General features: G+C 64.5%; 20 protein-coding genes. 5 read left to right on the forward strand and 15 right to left on the reverse strand.

Annotated features, from left to right (window positions below):
* Window positions 1-233 precede the first annotated feature (233 nt).
* Complete coding sequence (gene irrA, locus FJ424_RS23185; protein ID WP_140645394.1) at window positions 234-665, forward strand: iron response transcriptional regulator IrrA; 432 nt, start codon at window positions 234-236, stop codon at window positions 663-665.
* A gap of 10 nt (window positions 666-675) precedes the next feature.
* Entirely contained in the window at window positions 676-1,056 is a 381-nt protein-coding gene (locus tag FJ424_RS23190) for a DUF4260 domain-containing protein (protein WP_140656317.1), read from the forward strand.
* 142 nt (window positions 1,057-1,198) lie between these two features.
* Here FJ424_RS23190 and FJ424_RS23195 read toward each other — a convergent pair whose 3' ends face one another.
* The gene (locus FJ424_RS23195) at window positions 1,199-1,756 is read right to left on the reverse strand and encodes an SH3 domain-containing protein (RefSeq protein ID WP_140645326.1); all 558 of its coding nucleotides are present in this window, start codon (window positions 1,754-1,756) and stop codon (window positions 1,199-1,201) included.
* Window positions 1,757-1,925: 169 nt separating this feature from the next.
* Between FJ424_RS23195 and FJ424_RS23200 the strand changes: the two genes are divergently transcribed.
* Complete coding sequence (locus FJ424_RS23200) at window positions 1,926-2,927, forward strand: D-glycerate dehydrogenase (protein ID WP_140645325.1); 1,002 nt, start codon at window positions 1,926-1,928, stop codon at window positions 2,925-2,927.
* Between the two features lie 6 nt (window positions 2,928-2,933).
* Here FJ424_RS23200 and FJ424_RS23205 read toward each other — a convergent pair whose 3' ends face one another.
* The 11 genes from FJ424_RS23205 to FJ424_RS23255 all read right to left on the reverse strand — a co-directional run bounded on the left by FJ424_RS23205 (window position 2,934) and on the right by FJ424_RS23255 (window position 14,231).
* Entirely contained in the window at window positions 2,934-3,344 is a 411-nt protein-coding gene (locus FJ424_RS23205; RefSeq protein ID WP_140656252.1) for a DUF126 domain-containing protein, read from the reverse strand.
* Window positions 3,341-4,594, reverse strand: a complete 1,254-nt coding sequence (locus FJ424_RS23210; RefSeq protein WP_140656255.1) for an aconitase X catalytic domain-containing protein — start codon at window positions 4,592-4,594, stop codon at window positions 3,341-3,343. The genes FJ424_RS23205 and FJ424_RS23210 overlap by 4 nt, the downstream gene beginning before the upstream one ends.
* On the reverse strand, window positions 4,591-5,079 hold the full coding sequence (locus FJ424_RS23215) for a GNAT family N-acetyltransferase (protein ID WP_140656258.1): 489 nt from the start codon (window positions 5,077-5,079) through the stop codon (window positions 4,591-4,593). Before FJ424_RS23215 ends, FJ424_RS23210 begins: the two co-directional genes overlap by 4 nt.
* 2 nt (window positions 5,080-5,081) lie before the next feature.
* Window positions 5,082-5,837, reverse strand: a complete 756-nt coding sequence (locus FJ424_RS23220) for a molybdopterin-synthase adenylyltransferase MoeB (RefSeq protein ID WP_140656320.1) — start codon at window positions 5,835-5,837, stop codon at window positions 5,082-5,084.
* Between the two features lie 94 nt (window positions 5,838-5,931).
* Complete coding sequence (gene recF, locus FJ424_RS23225; protein ID WP_140656261.1) at window positions 5,932-7,092, reverse strand: DNA replication/repair protein RecF; 1,161 nt, start codon at window positions 7,090-7,092, stop codon at window positions 5,932-5,934.
* A gap of 25 nt (window positions 7,093-7,117) precedes the next feature.
* Entirely contained in the window at window positions 7,118-8,236 is a 1,119-nt protein-coding gene (dnaN, locus tag FJ424_RS23230) for a DNA polymerase III subunit beta (RefSeq protein ID WP_140645319.1), read from the reverse strand.
* Between the two features lie 201 nt (window positions 8,237-8,437).
* Window positions 8,438-9,985 carry a chromosomal replication initiator protein DnaA gene (gene dnaA, locus FJ424_RS23235; protein ID WP_140645318.1) on the reverse strand — a complete coding sequence of 516 codons (1,548 nt, stop codon included), beginning with the start codon at window positions 9,983-9,985 and terminating at the stop codon, window positions 8,438-8,440.
* Between the two features lie 840 nt (window positions 9,986-10,825).
* The gene (gene rpsT, locus FJ424_RS23240; RefSeq protein ID WP_140645317.1) at window positions 10,826-11,092 is read right to left on the reverse strand and encodes a 30S ribosomal protein S20; all 267 of its coding nucleotides are present in this window, start codon (window positions 11,090-11,092) and stop codon (window positions 10,826-10,828) included.
* A gap of 196 nt (window positions 11,093-11,288) precedes the next feature.
* Window positions 11,289-12,062, reverse strand: coding sequence for an enoyl-CoA hydratase (locus FJ424_RS23245; RefSeq protein ID WP_140656263.1), 774 nt, complete (start codon window positions 12,060-12,062; stop codon window positions 11,289-11,291).
* A 47-nt stretch (window positions 12,063-12,109) separates the two neighbouring features.
* The gene (gene mutM / locus FJ424_RS23250) at window positions 12,110-13,000 is read right to left on the reverse strand and encodes a bifunctional DNA-formamidopyrimidine glycosylase/DNA-(apurinic or apyrimidinic site) lyase (protein WP_140656266.1); all 891 of its coding nucleotides are present in this window, start codon (window positions 12,998-13,000) and stop codon (window positions 12,110-12,112) included.
* Window positions 12,993-14,231, reverse strand: coding sequence for a phosphopentomutase (locus tag FJ424_RS23255; RefSeq protein WP_140656269.1), 1,239 nt, complete (start codon window positions 14,229-14,231; stop codon window positions 12,993-12,995). Before FJ424_RS23255 ends, mutM begins: the two co-directional genes overlap by 8 nt.
* Window positions 14,232-14,405: 174 nt before the next feature.
* On the opposite strand from FJ424_RS23255, the gene FJ424_RS23260 reads away from it, so the two are divergent.
* Window positions 14,406-15,302 (forward strand): PhnD/SsuA/transferrin family substrate-binding protein, encoded by an 897-nt coding sequence (locus FJ424_RS23260; protein WP_140656272.1) that lies wholly within the window; start codon window positions 14,406-14,408, stop codon window positions 15,300-15,302.
* 4 nt (window positions 15,303-15,306) lie between these two features.
* Here the strand turns inward: FJ424_RS23260 and FJ424_RS23265 are convergent, their stop codons facing one another.
* The 3 genes from FJ424_RS23265 to FJ424_RS23275 form a co-directional block, all read right to left on the reverse strand.
* Window positions 15,307-15,879, reverse strand: a complete 573-nt coding sequence (locus FJ424_RS23265) for a TadE/TadG family type IV pilus assembly protein (protein ID WP_246677330.1) — start codon at window positions 15,877-15,879, stop codon at window positions 15,307-15,309.
* Window positions 15,880-15,956: 77 nt separating this feature from the next.
* Window positions 15,957-16,538 carry a TadE/TadG family type IV pilus assembly protein gene (locus tag FJ424_RS23270; protein WP_226892267.1) on the reverse strand — a complete coding sequence of 194 codons (582 nt, stop codon included), beginning with the start codon at window positions 16,536-16,538 and terminating at the stop codon, window positions 15,957-15,959.
* Window positions 16,539-16,709: 171 nt separating this feature from the next.
* The gene (locus tag FJ424_RS23275) at window positions 16,710-17,132 is read right to left on the reverse strand and encodes a pilus assembly protein N-terminal domain-containing protein (RefSeq protein ID WP_140656278.1); all 423 of its coding nucleotides are present in this window, start codon (window positions 17,130-17,132) and stop codon (window positions 16,710-16,712) included.
* 348 nt (window positions 17,133-17,480) lie between these two features.
* Here FJ424_RS23275 and FJ424_RS23280 point away from each other — a divergent pair, with 348 nt between their 5' ends.
* Complete coding sequence (locus FJ424_RS23280; RefSeq protein ID WP_140645309.1) at window positions 17,481-17,675, forward strand: Flp family type IVb pilin; 195 nt, start codon at window positions 17,481-17,483, stop codon at window positions 17,673-17,675.
* The last annotated feature ends 106 nt before the right edge of the window (window positions 17,676-17,781 follow it).

Below are 17,781 nucleotides of genomic sequence, written 5' to 3' on the forward strand. Positions count from 1 at the left end.
CCGTGTTCTTCGCGGGCGGCAGGGCGCCCTTGTCGTTGGTTTCCTAACACACTCTGTTTGCGGCCGGAAACCGGCGTTTGCGCTTAACCCGTGCGCCTGCCCGGGTCAATGCGCGCTATTGATCGCATTCGGACTACAGAATATATGTCGGCTGATGTCCGGTTTTGGCTTTTGACGTCTTTTTGCCATGCTGGACCTGTTGATGGGCTGGGCAACAAAGCTTCGACGTGAAGATGGATTCGGGCTATCGGAAGGAAAATGTCGCTGTGGACAAGCGGGTTCGCGAAGCCGGCCTGAGGCCGACGCGTCAGCGCATTGCGCTGGCCGACCTGCTGTTCGCCAAGGGCGATCGCCACCTTTCCGCCGAGGAACTGCACGAAGAGGCGATTGCCGCCGGCGTGCCGGTTTCGCTGGCGACGGTGTACAACGCGCTCCACCAATTCACCCAGGCCGGCCTGTTGCGCATCCTGGCGGTCGAAGGCTCGAAAACCTATTTCGACACCAACACCTCCGACCATCATCACTTCTACGTCGAGGGCGAGAACCGGATTTTCGACATCGAGAGCGGACCGGTCACCGTCTCCAACCTGCCGGCGCCGCCGGAGGGCATGGAGATCGCCAATGTCGACATCGTGGTGAGATTGCGTCCCAAACGCTGCGATTGATCCCGTGGCGATGCGGGCCGTCGACCTAATTGTCCGGTTTGAATGGGTCGCCGTCGCCGCGTTGGCTATCGTTTGCTACGCAATGTCCGGCTTTTCCTGGTGGCTGTTTGCGCTGCTCATCCTTGCGCCGGACCTGTCGATGCTGGGCTACCTCGCCGGGCCAGGCGTCGGCGCCGTCATCTACAACGCCTTGCATATCCTGATTGCCCCGCTCGCCCTTCTGCTTGCGGGCGCCTTGCTCGCCGGCCCGATCACGACCGCCGTGGCGCTCATCTGGATCGCGCACATCGCCATCGACCGTGCCCTCGGCTACGGCCTCAAGCTGCCTACCGGTTTTCAGGATACGCATCTCGGCCGCATCGGCCGCGAGCGCCCTGGCGCGGCCCAATAGGGGAGTGCCGAGATTCAGGTCAGGCCGAGCCGAGAACGGTGGGCTCCGAGAACCGGAGCGGAGCGTACTAAAAAGTACGTGAGCACCGGAAGCGCAGGAGACCGCCGTTCGCAGGCCGGCATCACCTGAATCTCGGCATGCCCTAGTTCTTGACCTTCTCGCCGGGATAAGCGCCCCACACCTGCGACTGGGCCATCCAGCCGGTATGGCCGTCGAAGGTCATCTCGCACCATTGGCCGTCGCATTTCTTGATCGAGCCGATCACGCCCGGCTCGATGATGGCGACGACACCGGCATCCTTGTCGGGCTCGTTGAGCAGGTTGATTCGCCCGCCCTTGCCGCGCTGCCAGGGCGCGACGATGGCGGTGCGGCGGCCCGAGAGCAGCGACTGGTTGATCCAGCCTTCCGAGCCGTCGGCATCGCGCACGCGGCGCCAGGTGTCGAATTCCTGGATGACTTCCATCGGCAGGCCGGCCTTCAGATACATCCAGTTGACGGAATAATTGGCGCCGGGCCCGACGCGCGAGTTGACGCGAGCCGGCTTCAGGCTGACGAAGCGCGGCAGCGGCAGGCCGCTTGGGCCGAGCGTTATGGTCTGCGCGGGAGCGGCGGCACTCTGGGCGAACGCCTGCGGCGCGCAAAGCAGGGCGCCAAGAAGGGCTGCGCTGAAGGCCAGGCGAAGCGACGCGAAACCAGACACTTTCGTTCCTTTCGGCGCCGGCCCGTCGGGACGGGCGCCCCTTTTTCTTTGTCTTCGGCGGCACCGCTTGTTACAGGAGTGGGCTGGTGCCGCGATTGGCTGCAAGTTTCGCCGGTCTTGGTTAAAGAGGTCTCAACGAGATCGGTTTCGAGGAAGCTTCGGGGATAAAATGGCAGGTAAAAAACGGCCCCTCGTCGTCATCACGCGCAAGCTGCCCGACCCAGTCGAAACGCGCATGCGCGAGCTGTTCGACGCGCGCCTGAATGTCGAGGACCGGCCGATGACGCAGCCGGAGCTGGTCGCGGCGGTCAAGGAAGCCGATGTGCTGGTCCCTACCATCACCGACCATATCGATGCCGCGCTGATCGCCCAGGCCGGCGAAAACCTCAAGCTGATCGCGAATTTCGGCAATGGCGTCGACAAGATCGACGTCGCGGCGGCGGCCAAGAAAGGCATCACCGTCACCAACACGCCGAACGTGCTCACCGAAGACACCGCCGACATGACCATGGCCCTGATGCTCGCCGTGCCGCGCAGGCTGGCCGAGGGCGCCAATGTGCTGACCGGCGAGAAGAAATGGGCCGGCTGGTCGCCGACCTGGATGCTCGGCCGGCGCATCTGGGGCAAACGTCTCGGCATCGTCGGCATGGGCCGCATCGGTACGGCCGTCGCCAGGCGGGCCAAGGCCTTCGGCCTCTCGATCCACTACCACAACCGACACCGCGTGCTGCCGGCGGTCGAGGAGGAACTGGAGGCGACCTACTGGGAAAGCCTCGACCAGATGCTGGCCCGCATGGACATCATCTCCGTCAACTGCCCGTCGACGCCGGCGACGTTCCACCTGCTGTCGGGTCGTCGCCTCGCGCTGATGCAGCCTTCGGCCTACCTCGTCAACACCGCGCGCGGCGATATCATCGACGAGGAATCGCTGGTCAAGCTCATCCATGACGGCAAGATCGCCGGTGCCGGCCTCGACGTCTACGAGCACGAGCCGGCGCTGAACACCAAGCTCATGAAGCTTGCCGCCAAGGGCAAGGTGGTGCTTTTGCCGCACATGGGCTCGGCCACGCTCGAGGGCCGCATCGACATGGGCGAGAAGGTGATCATCAACATCCGCGCCTTCTTCGACGGCCACCGTCCGCCGGATCGTGTCCTGCCGCTGAGGACCTGAAAAGGTTTAAACGGCGGTCACTGCGCCGTCCGAAGCGACCGTGACGGTGGCTCCGCGGTAGCTGTCGAACGTGCCGCGTTCGAGCCGCACCGCCATCGGCGTTGCCCAGCCCATTTCCCGGGCGACGATCAGGCCGAGCAGCAGGATGGCGTCCGGCTCCTGCAGCACCAGGGCGGCCGGCGCTCGGCCGTTGTGGACGAGCTCCATCAGCACCGCCGAAGCGGATGACGAGCCGATCGTGCCCGGCAGGAACAGCACCCGGCCGGCAATGACTTCGCCATGCTGCGGGTGGCGGACATCGGCGATGCGGCCTGTCTTCGGATCGACGCCGCCCCAGAAGCTGATCGGCGCCGTCAGCACCAGCGCGTCGCCTTCGCCTGCTCTGCCCGGCACCAGGATTTCGGCCATGGCGCTCATGCGGCGATCTCCGTGAAGACCGGCCTGCCGAGGACCGCGCTTTCGACGCAGTCGGCAAGCGAGGCGTAGAGCACCGCATAGCCGGTGTTGCCCGGCGCGTAATGCGCGAACTTGCCCGAATTGGTCATCAAAACGCCGTTGCCGAGCTCCGGCATGATCGGCGTCACCACCACGCAGGTGTCGGCGACGATGACGACGCCGCTGGCTTCAAGCTGCTTCCGCCGGCCATTCTGCTCCAGCAGGGCAAGCGCATGGCGGCCGGTGCAGGCATAGATCGGCACGGCAAGCTTGCGTCCTGCGATCAGCCGCTCCAGGCTGTCGAACTCGGCGTGCGACAGATGCGGGCTGCCGATCGCCACCGCGTCGATGGTTTTTGGCGCTGCCGCGGTCGACAGGCCGGCGCGCGCCTTCGCCACCATGTCGGGCGTCACGCGGATCACCGCTTCCGGCTCCTGCCCGGCCAGGATGGTTTCGACGTCGGGTGCCTCGGGCGTCACGCCGGCAATGTGGAACAGGCCGACCGCGCCGGACGACGCGGCCGCCGCGCCGAAGGCCTTCAACGCGTCCTCGCCGGGATGACCGGTCACGCCTCTGACGACACCGATCGTATTGCCCACTTCGCGGCCATAGAGGCTGCCCAACACCGGCCATGCGATCTCCGAAGCGAGGAAGAATGGCGACAGGCTCGAGACATCGAAGACAAGCCGCGCCCGGCGGTTATCAGGCCGGTGCAGGCCATAGTCCGGCGCGCGGCCGACAATCGCGCAGGCGATATCGAGAAAATCGCCGTAGCGGTTGGTGCGCGCGCCCAGCACCGAATTGCAGAAGACGACCGCGTTGGACTCACCCCAGGCGACGTCGCTGCCGAGCGCGGGTCTGTGTCCGGCCTGGTAGGGGGCGCAGGTCCAGCTCTGCTCGCAGCCGAGCTTGCGATAGGCCTCCATCATCCGCCGCGCCATGCCACGACGCGGCTCTTCGAGGCGGATGCGCGAGCAACCCATCAGGTCGAGCGCCCCGACATTGAGCGTCGAGCGCACCGCGACCTTCGCGCCGCCTTCGACCAGCCGCTCGGCGAACAAGGTACCGGAATCGCCGTGGTAAAGCGCTCCGTCGATATGGGTGGAAGCGATCGGGATGAGCCGCGGCGCGCCGAGCAGGCGGGCGCTTTCGGCGACGATGCGCATCGCAATTGCCGCGCCATCCTGGCCGGCGGTGATCGCCTGTTCTTGCGGGCTAAGTGCGAGGCTCAAGACAGCACCTTGCGCATGGTGACGGAGGTTGGCCTGTCATAGCCCGCATGCGCCGTGCGCGCGGTCTCGCCAAAGCCGAGCCGGGCGAAGGCCGCATGGTTTGCGGTCAATTCGATACGGGTCTGAAGCTCGATCGCGTCCTTGCCGCGCTTGCGGGCAAGATCCTCGACCGCCCGCATCAGCCGGGTTCCGATGCCTTGGCCCTGAAGCCGTGGCTCGACGGCGAGCTTGCCGACATAGAAATCTTGCGGCCGTTCCAGCGCGAAGACGCACCCGAGGATGCGGCCGTTCTCGACGGCCAGGAACCCCGTCTCCCGCTTCGCCTTCTCGCCAAGCGCCTTGGCGGTCAAAAGATACGCCGATGACGGCGGGTCGATGACGCCGTCCATATAGGCAAAAGCGCGCCGGATCAGCGCGAGCAAGTCGCCCCATTGGTCGAAATCCGCGGCAAGGCGAATTATAGAGATGCCGACGATCTGGTCCATGCTTACACGGCCTTGTAGCGGATGGTGTCGAAGCGGGCCGTGAGGCCGTCATAGAGCAGCAGCCGGCCGATGAGCGGCTCGCCTATGCCGGTGATCAGCTTGATCGCCTCCATCGCCTCCAGCGTGCCGATGACGCCCGTCAGCGCGCCGACGATGCCGGCGACGGCGCAGGATGGCACCAGCCCTTCGGGCGGCGCTTCCGGGAACAGGTCGCGATAGCTCGGATTGCGCTTGCCGTCGGCGCCGGCCTCGAACGGCTTCAGCACCGTCACCGAGCCGTCGAAGCGGCCGACGGCCGCGGTGACGAGGGGTTTCTTCTCGCCGGCACAGGCATCGGCGACCGCGTAGCGCGTTTCGAAATTGTCCGAGCCGTCGACGACGACATCGTAGCGGGCGACGAGGGCAGGGGCATTCTCCTCCGTCAGCCTCAGGCGATGCGATTCCACCGCGACGTTGGGGTTGATGCGCATGATCGCTTCCCGCGCGCTGTCGGTCTTGGCCATGCCGATCGTGTCGCTTCCATGAATCACCTGCCGTTGCAGGTTGGACAAGGAGACCGTGTCGTCATCGACGATGCCGAGCGTGCCGACACCGGCGGCGGCAAGATATTCGAGCACCGGCGCGCCGAGCCCGCCGGCGCCGATCACCAGCACCCGGGCCCGTTTCAGCTTCTGCTGGCCGGGGCCGCCGATCTCGGGCAGCACGATGTGGCGGGCGTAGCGTTCGAGCTCTTCGTCGGTCAGCGCGGCATTGGTCATCGTCGAACCATATCGCCAGCGCAGAGCCTTGTCATGTATGGGCAAGGCGAAGCCTTGTCCCGCAGCGCAAGCCGAAGCCGGGTTCTTCAAGAGATCACCCGGTCACGCCGACGCTGCCGTGATCGACCGTCAGGAACTGCGCTCTGCCCTCAAGGCTGGAAAACAGCGCGGCATCCGTGCCTGTCATGAAGGTCTGGCAATTCAACTCCTCCAGGATGGAGAACAGCGCCGCGCGCCGGCCCGCGTCGAGATGCGCGGCGATCTCGTCCAGGAGAAGGATTGGCGTCAAGCCTGACATCTCGCCGGTCAGCCTGGCATGCGACAGCACGATGCCGACCAGCAGCGCCTTCTGCTCGCCGGTCGAACAGAGCTCTGCCGGCATCGACTTCGGCCGATGCCGGACCACGAGATCGGAACGATGCGGGCCGTCCAGCGTGCGGCCGGCGGCGCGGTCGCGCTCGCGGCCATTGGCAAGCGCGCGGCGGAAGTGCTCCTCGACATCGACGGCCGGCGCGACGGCGACCTCGCTCTCCAGATCACCGGCAAGGCTGATGTCGGCCTGCGGAAACGGCCCGCCGCCAGGCAACCTGTCGATCATGGCGGCAAGCAGACGCACCAGCTCGGCCCGCGCCGCGGCGATCGCCACCCCGGTTTCGGCCATCTGCGTCTCGATCGCGTCGAACCAGGCGCCATCGCGGGAACCTTCGGTAAGCAAGCGGTTACGGCTACGCATGGCCTTCTCATAGTCGAGCGCGCGCTGGCCGTGGCCGGGGTCGATCGCCAGCACCAGCCGGTCGAGGAAGCGGCGGCGGTCCGCCGCCGGTCCAGGGAACAGCCCGTCCATCGCCGGTGTCAGCCACACGACCCGCAGCCATTCCAGCATATCCTCGGCCGATCGCGCCGGCGCGCCGTTGATCCGCACCTTCCTGCCGCCTTCACCGGCGGCGTCGCCGCCGGAAATTCCGGTGCCGATCTCCACCTGTCCCTCGGGTCCCTCGATGCGAGCATGCAAGGCGAAGCCGCCGTCGCCGCCTTCGCGCGCCACATCGCCATAGGGCGCGCGGCGCAGGCCACGGCCCGGCGTCAGGAACGAGATCGCTTCCAGGAGATTGGTCTTGCCGGCGCCATTGTCGCCCGACAGCACCACCGCGCCGGGCGCGAGTTCAAGCGAGAGCGCTGCGTAGTTACGGAAATTTGTAAGTGTTAGCTTACTTAAATGGCTCTGTTGCCGAAGCTGTTTCGCATCCGCGGTCACGACGACATATATGTCCGTGCCGAACCTAGACCCGCATCGGCATCAGCACGTAGAGCGCCGTTTCGTCGGCCATGTCGTGGATCAGCGTCGGCGAGCCGGCATCGGCCAGCATGAACTTGGCTTCCGAGCCGGTGAGCTGGGCTGCGACGTCGAGCAGGTATTTGGCGTTGAAGCCGATCTCGATCGGGTCCGACGAATAGTCGGCCGCCAGTTCCTCGGTGGCGCTGCCCGAATCCGGATTGTTGACCGCGAGCGTCACCTGGCCCTCATTGATCGAAAGCTTCACCGCCCGGCCGCGTTCGGAGGAAATGGTCGAAACGCGGTCTACCGCCGCGGCGAAGCTCTGCCGGTCGATGATCAGCTTCTTGTCGTTGCCGGTCGGAATGACGCGCTGATAGTCGGGGAAGGTGCCGTCGATCAGCTTCGAGGTCAAAACCACGCTGCCGATGGTGAAGCGAATCTTGGTGTCCGACAGCTCCGTGGTCACAGCGACGTCGGGGTCGTCGACCAGCTTCTGCAGCTCGCTCACCGTCTTGCGCGGAATGATGATGCCGGGCATGCCTTCGGAGCCTGCCGGCGCGTCGATCTCGGCCCGCGCCAGGCGATGCCCGTCGGTCGCCACCGAGCGCAGTTTCAATTTGCCGCCCACCTCATGCGTGTGCAGGAAGATGCCGTTGAGATAGTAGCGCGTCTCTTCGGTGGAGATGGCAAATTGGGTCTTGTCGATCAGGCCCTTGAGCGCCGCCGATTCCAGCCGGAAGATATGCGAGAACGAACCGGCCGAAAGCTCCGGGAAATCGGATTGCGGCAGGCACTGCAGACGGAAGCTCGAACGACCGGAGGTGACGGTCATCGCGTTGCCGTCCTCGTCCGTCTTCAGCATCACCTCGGCGCCGTCGGAAAGCTTGCGCACGATGTCGTAGAGCAGATGCGCCGGCACCGTCGTTGCGCCGCCGCGCTCGACCTTGGCGGGCGTCGCTTCCGTCACCTCAAGGTCGAGGTCGGTGGCCTTCATCTCGAGGCTGGCGCCCTCGGCGCTGAGCAGCACGTTGGACAGGATCGGTATGGTGTTGCGCCGCTCGACCACGCGGTGGACGTGGTTGAGGGACTTCAAGAGATTTGACCGTTCCAGGATAACACGCATGACGAAACAGGCTCGCTTCAATGAATGAACGGGTCACCGGCAGGCGGCATCCCGCGAAAGCCCTGAAAGGCTTTCAGAATCTGTGTAAGCTGACAGTAAAAAGCCTGCGAACGCAAGCCCGCGGCACCGGTTCCGGCCGGTAGCGCGGGCTTTCTGGGGATAAAGCCGGCGAAGCGCGTCGCCGATTATTTCTGCGCCCCTTCAGGCCTGGTCGTTGATCAGCCTTCTGAGCAGCTCGAGTTCCTGCGCCAACGTGTTGTCCCCGCCCGAAAGGTCCTCGATCTTGCGCACGGCATGCAGCACGGTCGTGTGGTCGCGGCCGCCGAAGCGGCGCCCGATCTCCGGCAATGAGCGCGGCGTCATCACTTTCGACAGATACATCGCCACCTGCCTCGGCTTGACGATGGTGCGCGTGCGCCGGTTGGACAGAAGCTCCGTCTTCGACACGTTGTAGTGGCGCGCCACGATGCGCTGGATGTCCTCGATGCGCACCCGCTTCGGCTCGCCGGAGCGGTAGATGTGGCCGAGAATCTCGTCGATGCGGTCGATGGTGATCTGCGGCTCGAAGGACTGGCGGAACAGAAGCTGGTTGAAGGCGCCTTCGAGCTCGCGCCCGCTGCCGGTCACCGTGCGCGCGACATGCTCCAGGATCTCGTCCGAGATGTCGAGCGAGGTGTCGTCGGTCTTGGTGGTGGCGCGGCGCAGTTTCAGCATGCCGAGCCGCATCGCGAAATCCGGCGCCGACATTTCCAGCGCCACGCCGCCATTGAGGCGCGAACGCACGCGCGGCTCCAGCGATTCCAGTTCCGAGGGCGGCCGGTCGGCCGCGACCACCACCTGCTTGGCGCTGTCGAGCAGCATGTTGATGAGGTGGCAGAATTCGTGCTGGATCGACTTGCCCTGCAGGAACTGCATGTCGTCGATGATCAAGAGATCGATGTCGCGCAGTTGCTCCTTCAGGGTCAGCGCGTTGTTGTCGCGGATCGCGGTGGCGAAGCGCCACATGAAATATTCCGCCGTCAGATAGACGACGCGCGACTTCGGGTTGTGCCGCAGCGATTCAGCGGCGATCGCTTGCAGGAGGTGCGTCTTGCCGAGCCCGACGGTCGCATGCAGGAAAAGCGGGTTGAAGCGCACCGCGCTCGACTGCGATTCCGCCACCGCCCTGGCCGCGGCGAAGGCCACCCTGTTCGACGGCCCTTCGATGAAGGAGGCGAACGTGTAACGCGGGTCAAGCGGCGACCCCAGCACATTGTGGCGGAACTCCGGTTCCGCGGACGCGCCCTGGCGGGGCGCCGGCGCCCGTTGTTCCACGCGCCCGGCGCTCGCGGTGCCGTTGGCGAGCGCGGTATGCGTTTGCTTGGTCATCTTGCGTGCCGGCGCGATTTCCGGCTCGACAGGGTTGCGCCCCTGCCGCGTCGCGGTGCGCACGACGATCTCGATCTTGAGGATGTCCGGATCCTCATGCCGCCACAGCTCCGCGATAAGCTCGAGATAATGGCCGTTGATCCAGGACCTCAGGAAGGCCGTAGGCACCGAGATGCGGATAATGCCGCGGGAGGCCTCGGCGACCTTCATGCGACCGAACCAGCTCGAATAGACCTCGGCCCCAAGACGCGCCTTCAGCTGGGTCTTGACCCGTTCGAACTTCTGTTCCGCGTCGCTGGATGCCGCCACGTCGCCCCCTCCGACAAAAGTTGCTGGAAATGGAAGCTCGCCCGCTAGCTCCCTCTCGATGCCGCTTTGCATGATCAAAGTTCCTTGTCTTCTCGTACCCTTTTCCACCGGGGATGCGCCTCCTGCATCCTTGGTCCGGCGACCTCATTTCGCCGCGATGCCGCTGCCGCCGCCGGCAACGATCGTCGCAACTCGCGCAAGGAACCAGCTGCCGGCTCCGCACGCCGGCCTCCGACAACGACAAGGCAATACATCACCCTCCGGCGAAAACGCCGGCGAGACATCGACTGCCATGTACAATTACGCCAGTCCCCTACCCGCACCGAAGAGACAAACCAAGCCGCACGCGGAATTGCTCCACGTCATGAATTCTGCCATTTTGTGCTGGCCGATTCAGGCTGGGTCAGGGGCTACAGCCCGTCCCTTCGATGGATGGACATTACCGAAATCGCTGTGGATAGGGCAAGGCCACATCTAACGGTTTTTTAACGAATCTGGTTACCAGACGGGGCTTGAAATCGGGTGCTGCGACGGCACATTTTGACAAAGCCATTGTGATTCAAACCCTTTTCCGGCGAATATGAAAAAGGCCGCCCGAAACGAAATATTCTGAAATAATTCTCTTGACAGCTACTTCTCCCCCGCCGCTCGATCTTGAGTTGAACAAGCTGTGGATGACCGGCTGTAAGTCTTTGAAAAAACTGAAGATTTTTTGCCAGGCAAATTTGGGCAGTTGCCGCGGGGAGGGCGTGCCGGTATCAGCGGCGTTGAATATGCCGGCAAAACATTACTGGCATTGGAATCACGTCGCAAGCGTTGCTTGCGAGCAATTTTTTTAAGTACTTGCCGGCAAACGAAAAAACCCGGCCTGTGCGACCGGGTTCAACATCGGTTGATTAAGGATTAAGTCGGTCAGGCCGACAGCGTCTTGACCCGCTGGGCAAGCCGCGAAACCTTGCGGGAAGCTGTGTTCTTGTGGACGACGCCCTTGGTGGCGGCGCGCATCAACTCCGGCTCCGCCGCCTTGAAGGCTGCCACCGCCGCGGCCTTGTCGCCGGCGGCCAGCGCCTCTTCGACCTGGCGCACATAGGTGCGGACACGCGAGCGACGGTTCTTGTTGACCGCCGCGCGGCGGGCGATCTTGCGCGTTGCCTTTTTGGCCGAAGACGTATTGGCCATGATGCCTCTCTTCCGATCTGGTGGGCGCCAGCGGGGTGCCGCAGGGCGCAAAAAACAAACGGGCAGCCACAGGGCCGCCTCGGTTGGTGCGGCTTATAGTTCAGCTTTTCCGGCGCGTCAACGCCACTTGGCGGTCTTTTTGGAGACCGAAAGCGCATCACGCCATGACCCGCCTTCAGTCATTCGGCAACGTGCCCTAGCGGTTGGTGAAATTCGGCTTCCGCTTCTCGACGAAGGCGGCCATGCCTTCCTTCTGATCATCGAGCGCGAACAGCGAATGGAACAGGCGCCGCTCGAAGCGCAGCCCTTCGGCAAGCGTCGTCTCGTAGGCGCGGTTGACGGCCTCCTTGGTCATCATGACCGACGGCAGCGAGAACTCGGCGATCTTGGCCGCCGCCTTCAGCGCCTCGTCGAGCAGTTCGGCGACCGGCACCACGCGCGATACCAGCCCGCTGCGCTCGGCTTCGGCCGCGTCCATCATCCGCCCGGTCAGGCACATGTCCATCGCCTTCGACTTGCCGACGAAGCGGGTCAGCCGCTGCGATCCGCCCATGCCCGGCATGACGCCGAGCGTGATTTCGGGCTGGCCGAACTTGGCGTTGTCGCCGGCGATGATGAAGTCGCACATCATGGCCAACTCGCAGCCGCCGCCGAGCGCGTAGCCCGCAACCGCCGCGATGATGGGCTTGCGCGTGCGCGTGAATTCCTCCCAGCCGACGAAGAAGTCCTGCGTGTAGGCGTCGGCGAAGGATATCGCCTGCATTTCCTTGATGTCGGCGCCGGCGGCAAACGCCTTTTCCGAGCCGGTAAGCACCATCGCGCCGATCCCGGGATCGGCATTGAATGCGCTCGCCGCCGCCACGACCTCCGCAAGGATTTGCGAATTCAGCGCATTGAGCGCCTTGGACCGGTTCAGCGTGATCAGTCCGACCTTGCCGCGTGTCTCGACGATAATGGTTTCATGGGCCATGGTTCGCTTCCTTCCGCGGCAGTGGGATGATCGATACCGTTCCTAGCTCACCGCTGACAGGTCCGGCAATAGAAGGTCGAGCGGCCGCTTTGCACGATGCGCTCGATGTGGCCGCGGCAGCCTGGCTTCGGACATGGCTCGCCCTCGCGATCGTAAACCGCGAAGGAATGCTGGAAATAGCCGAGCGATCCGTCGGCCTGGACATAGTCGCGCAGCGAGGAGCCGCCGGCGGCGATCGCGTCGGCAATGACCGAGCGGATCGCCTCGGCAAGGCGCGCGCTTTGCTCTTTCGCCTTCTTGGCCGACCCGGCGATGGTGCCAGCTTCGCGCAGCGGCGAGAGGCCGGCGCGCCACAAGGCCTCCGCCACATATATATTGCCGAGTCCGGCAATCAGACGCTGATCGAGCAGTGCCGCCTTGAGCGGCGATCTGCGATCCTTCAGCAGCGAGGCAAGCAGGGGACCGTCGAGCGCGTTGCCGGTCGGCTCGATGCCGAGCCCAGCCAGCATCGGATGCGTGTCCGGCGCCCCTTCGGCAAACAGCATGAATCCGAAGCGGCGCGGGTCGTTGAAGATGACGCGGGAGCGCTCATGCTTCGGCGAGACGACGTCGAAAACGACATGGTCGTGCGCGGCGCTTTTCGAGCGCTCGTGGTGGAAGGCGCCGGGGATGTCGCTGCCCGCGGCGGCTTCGACGCGGAACGATCCCGACATGCCGAGATGACAGATCAGAACCGGGCCGTTCTCGATATGCATCGTCAGGTATTTGGCGCGCCGGCCAAGCGCCGTCACGGTCTTGCCGGTAAGCCGCTCCGAAAAGCGTTCGGGAAAAGGAAAGCGAAGGTCGGGCCTGCGCGCCTCGACCTTGACGAGCCGCGCTCCTTCCAAGACCGGCTGCAGCCCGCGCCGGACGGTTTCGACTTCGGGCAGCTCAGGCATGGCCGCCTATCGTTGCGAGGAAGGATGTTCCGTGGCGACCGGCCGCCAGGCCGAGGTGGTCCGCGACGGTTTCGCCTATATCGGCGAAGGTCGGCCTGAGCCCGATGTCGCCGCCCGCCAGCCCCGGCCCCGTGCCGATCACCGGAACGCGCTCGCGCGTATGGTCGGTGCCGCGCCAGGTCGGATCGTTGCCATGGTCGGCGGTGAGGATCAGGAGGTCGCCTGGCCCGATGCGCGACAGCGCCTCCGGCAGCCGACGGTCGAACGCCTCGAGCGCGCCGGCATAGCCGGCGACGTCGCGCCGGTGACCGAACTCGGTATCGAAATCGACGAAATTGGCAAAGACCAGGTCGCCGTCGCCGGCGTCGTCCATCACGCCGAGCGCCTTGTCGAACATCGCCATGTTGCCGCCGGCCTTGCGCACTTCCGAAATGCCGCGATGGGCGAAGATGTCGCCGATCTTGCCGACGGCGATGACCTTGCTGCCGCGCCCGGTCAGCCGGTCGAGCAGGGTCGGCTCCGGTGGCGGCACCGCATAGTCGCGGCGGTTGTGGGTGCGCTGGAAGGTGACGGGCGTCTCGCCCACGAAAGGTCGCGCGATCACGCGCCCGATCTTGAACGGATCGACCAGCCGACGCACCGTGAGACAAAGCTCATAAAGCCGCTCCAGGCCGAAATGCGTTTCATGCGCGGCGATCTGCAGCACGGAATCGACCGACGTGTAGCAGATCGGTTTGCCGGTGCGGATATGCTCTTCGCCGAGCCGTTCGATGATCTCGGTTCCGGGTGCATGGCAATTGCCGAGGATTCCCGGCAGCTTGCCTTCGCGGATGATCGCTTCGGTCAGTTCGGCCGGAAAGGCAGGCACGGTGTCGGGGAAATAGCCCCAGTCGAAGCGCACCGGCAGGCCGGCGATTTCCCAGTGGCCGGAGGGCGTATCCTTGCCGCTTGACACTTCCTGGGCGGCCCCGTGGAAGGACGAGGCAAGCATCGGCGTATCGACGTCGAACGTGAGCCCGGTCGCCGTCTGCGCCGCTCGGCCAAGACCGAGCGACATCATGTTGGGCACGGCCAGCGGCCCGTTGCGCAAACCTTCCCGATCGGCGCGACCATCGGCGCAGGCCTGAAAAATATGTCCGAACGTGTCGGCTCCGGCATCGCCGTAGCGTTCTGCGTCGGCCGCGCCGCCGATGCCGAAAGAATCGAGAACGAACAGGAACGCGCGCGCCATGGGTATCTTTGTTGTCAGTCCTGGTTGCCAGACATAAGGTTCCCCAGCGGCCTTGGCAAATCGGAAACCAAACCGCAACGGCTTGGCGCCATAGTTGCGGCGAGACGCGGATGCGGCGGGAGCGAAGCAGGTATGGCAAGGCGCGGCAGAACCGCGGCAAGGCAGGCCGTGAAAATGTGCGCGGCCGCTCTCGCGGCGTTCGGCGCCGCCGCCGGGCCGGCACGCGCCGACTGGCGTGACGACATCGGCACGTTCCGCGTCGGCGTCGTTGCCGAACCGGGCGGCGGCAACACCGTCCCCGGGCTCGCGCGCCTGACCGACGCCTATGCCAATGCGCTCGGCATGAAGGTCGAGTTCGTCGTTGCGCGCGACTATGCGGCGCTGATCGAGGCGCAGGCGAGCGGGCGCGTGCAATATGCGGTCTATTCGGCTCTTGCCTATGCCACGGCCTCGGAGCGCTGCGGCTGCGTCGAACCGCTGGTGGCGCCGGTCGATGCCGACGGCGCCGTCGGCATCCGTTCCGTCCTGGTGACGCGCGACGGCAGGCTTCCGGACCTTGCGGCGATCGCTTCGCACCGGATCGCGATTGCGCCGGTCGAGAATGTCGGCGGCGCGCTGCTGCCGATGGCGGCGCTGTCGGCCGAAGGCGTCAAGATCGCGCGGGATTCGCCCTTCCTGGCGCGCGCGGCTTCGGCCACCGCGGCCGAAACGATGCTGAGCGGCGGCGAATCCGACGCGCTGTTCGGCTGGGAACCGGCCGATGCCGATGGCCGGTCCGCCCGTTCCGAGGGCACCGTCGCGCGGCTGGAGGCTGCCGGCATCCCCGAGGCGTCGCTTCGGGTGTTATGGACCTCGGGCCTGTTGCGCTATGGCCCGCACGCCGTCCGCAGCGATCTCGATCCGGAGGCAAAGCGGCGACTGACGGTCTTCCTGACCAGTCTCAGGTCTCAGACGCCCGACGTGTACGACCTGCTGGAGGGCGCGCATTCCGGCGGTTTCAGGCCGGCCGCGCGGAAGGACTATGCGATGGCCGTGGCGATCGTGCGGCAGGAAACGGCAGGGCAGGAATAGCGTGTCAGCAGTCGCTGCAGGGAATCGTCGGACTCCGGCGCGGCCTTAGATAATAGGTTTCGCTCATCGATATGTTGTTGAAGGCGGAGGTCAGCCCGAGCGTCTGCGAATTGCTGGCGGACCAGGTGATGATCGGCTTGTAGCCGAGGTCGCTCTCCACGCGGACCAGGAAGGTGTTGCGGATTATCAGCGTCGCCGGCACCGTGGTGGTCGCGTTGACGGCCGCATCGGCGCTGTAGGTAGTGCCCACCACCTTGCGCGACCATGCAACCTGCACCCTCGGCGGTGCTTCGTCGGTGATCTGTATGCCTGTGATGATGATCGTCGGCAATGAACGGTTGTAAGGCTGCAGCGTCGATGTGCCGATCTTCATCATTGCATCGAGATTCGCCTTCACGACGGTCTGCTGTTGGGTGACGAGGTCCGCGACCATGCTGCCGATGCGGCTGACCTTCTTGCTGGTCTCGATGGCCTGCGAGGCCTCCATCGTGATGAAATACATGATGAGGAGCACCGGCACGATGAACGCGAACTCGATCGCCGCGACGCCGCGGCGATCGCGGCAAAACCGCTCCATCCTCGCCAAAATCCCCCCGAGTGCCCCCGCACTATGCATATCGTCCTCCACGCCCGCGGCTTAGCTGTCGAGCAGTCTCAATTGTCGTCGAACGGTTCGTTCTGCCAGGTCACGGACGCGAAATGCAGCGTTTTGCTGTCCTTCAGGTTTGCCATCGACTTGGCCAGGAAATCGGTCATCACCGGCCATTTGTAGAACACCCGCAGCATGTTGATGGATTCCGCCAGTCCGGGCGAGACTGTAGGAGACATCGTGTTCGCGCCCTGCGTCAGCACGATATCGCCGCTCACGATCTTGAAACCCGCCGTCGCGGCGTCCGCGAAGCTCGAATATTCGCGCAGATCGACCAGCAGTGGAGCATTTGGCCCGGTATCGGTGCAGTTGTTGGAAACCATGATCTGCAGGCGATTGCAGATCAGTTGCTTGATCGAGGCTTCGGTGACGTTGTTCTGCTGAAGCTGCCCGGTGCGCAACTGGCGGGCGACATCGTCGGTGACGTTGGCCATCACCTCCTGGCCGGCGAACGAAATGCAGCTCTCGAGGATGGCGAAGACGAGAAGGGCGAACGGGATGGCAAGCATCGCGAATTCCATCGCCGTGCTGCCGCGCCTGTCGCTGAAGAAGCCGGGGTGGGCTTTGGCGCGCGCCTTGCTGTCCATGCCGTTGCCGGATGAGGCATCCTTGCTCATATCAAAGTTCCTGCCGATCGCCTTTGCGGTACCGGCGGCAAGGTTAGCGAAAACCCATTGAGTTCCGGTTTGGATGATCGTTAAATTCGTCGGGCAAGCTTTAAGCTGTCTTTAATGCCCGTGGGTTCGCGCTCGCAGGGCTCAGTGACCGGCGCTCATTTCGGCTTCGGAAGCCTTCTCGGCCTCGCTCTTGAACGCGCTCTCGCAATAGGGCGTGCAGGACATGGTCTGGACTTCGGCGCGTCTGTAGATGCGCACCGAGGAGGCGGCTTGTCGCACGACGGTCACCTGTTCATCGATGATCGGGCTGCCGTCCGAATCGAGCACGACCATATTGGTGACACCGAAGCCCTTGCCAGTGAGGACGATGGTCGAGGCGTCCTGCACGGCGGCGTCGGCGATCGCCGGATTGCCGATGACGACCGTGTCGGCCGCGCGTGACAATTTGACGATCTTGGCCTGGTTCATGGTGACTTCTATACCCGCGCCGGCCCTGGCCGGCATGACCAAGGCGGCAGTTGCCAGCAGCGCGGCGACTGGAAACAGCGATCTCGACAACGTCATTGAAGCGCTCCCCGCGGGCAGATTCTTCAACGGAACATGAACGAGATTGGTGAACCAACGGTTAAGCCGGGCCTGGCCATGATTAAGGATCGGCTCGCCTGGCGCGTCATGCGTCGGTGGTGCTTACTGTTTTAGGAATATTGCACAAGCGCCGGTTTCCGGGAGGCCGAGCTGGCTGGCGATGTTTAGGCCACGGTTAACCACACAGCGCGTTCGCCACCGGAAAGGAATCGGTAAGGCTGTTTATTAAGCCGATCGAAACGGCTTCTCCATAGATTTGCAGCATCCGATCAACCGCAAGAGAAAAGTTGACGGAAGTGCTGTAACACGTGGAGTAGGAGCTCTCGAATGTCTAACCTCATTGCACGTTTCGTGAAGGACGAATCCGGCGCGACCGCCATCGAATACGGTCTGATCGCCGCTCTCATCGCGCTCGCCATCATGGTTGGCGCTACCCAGCTCGGCGGCGCGCTGAACGCCAAGTTCGCCAACATCGCCGCGACCCTCAACGGTGCTGGCGCGGCTGCCCCGGCTACGCCGTAATAGGCTAGGCAGCGTCGCCTTTCGACAAATGAAGGGCCGCCCTCCGGCGGCCCTTCTGCGTTAGAGCGATCCCGGGAAAAATGCGAGAAGCTTTCCGGCCCGCCGT

It is taken from the genome of Mesorhizobium sp. B3-1-8 (assembly GCF_006439495.1).
Lineage (GTDB): Bacteria > Pseudomonadota > Alphaproteobacteria > Rhizobiales > Rhizobiaceae > Mesorhizobium.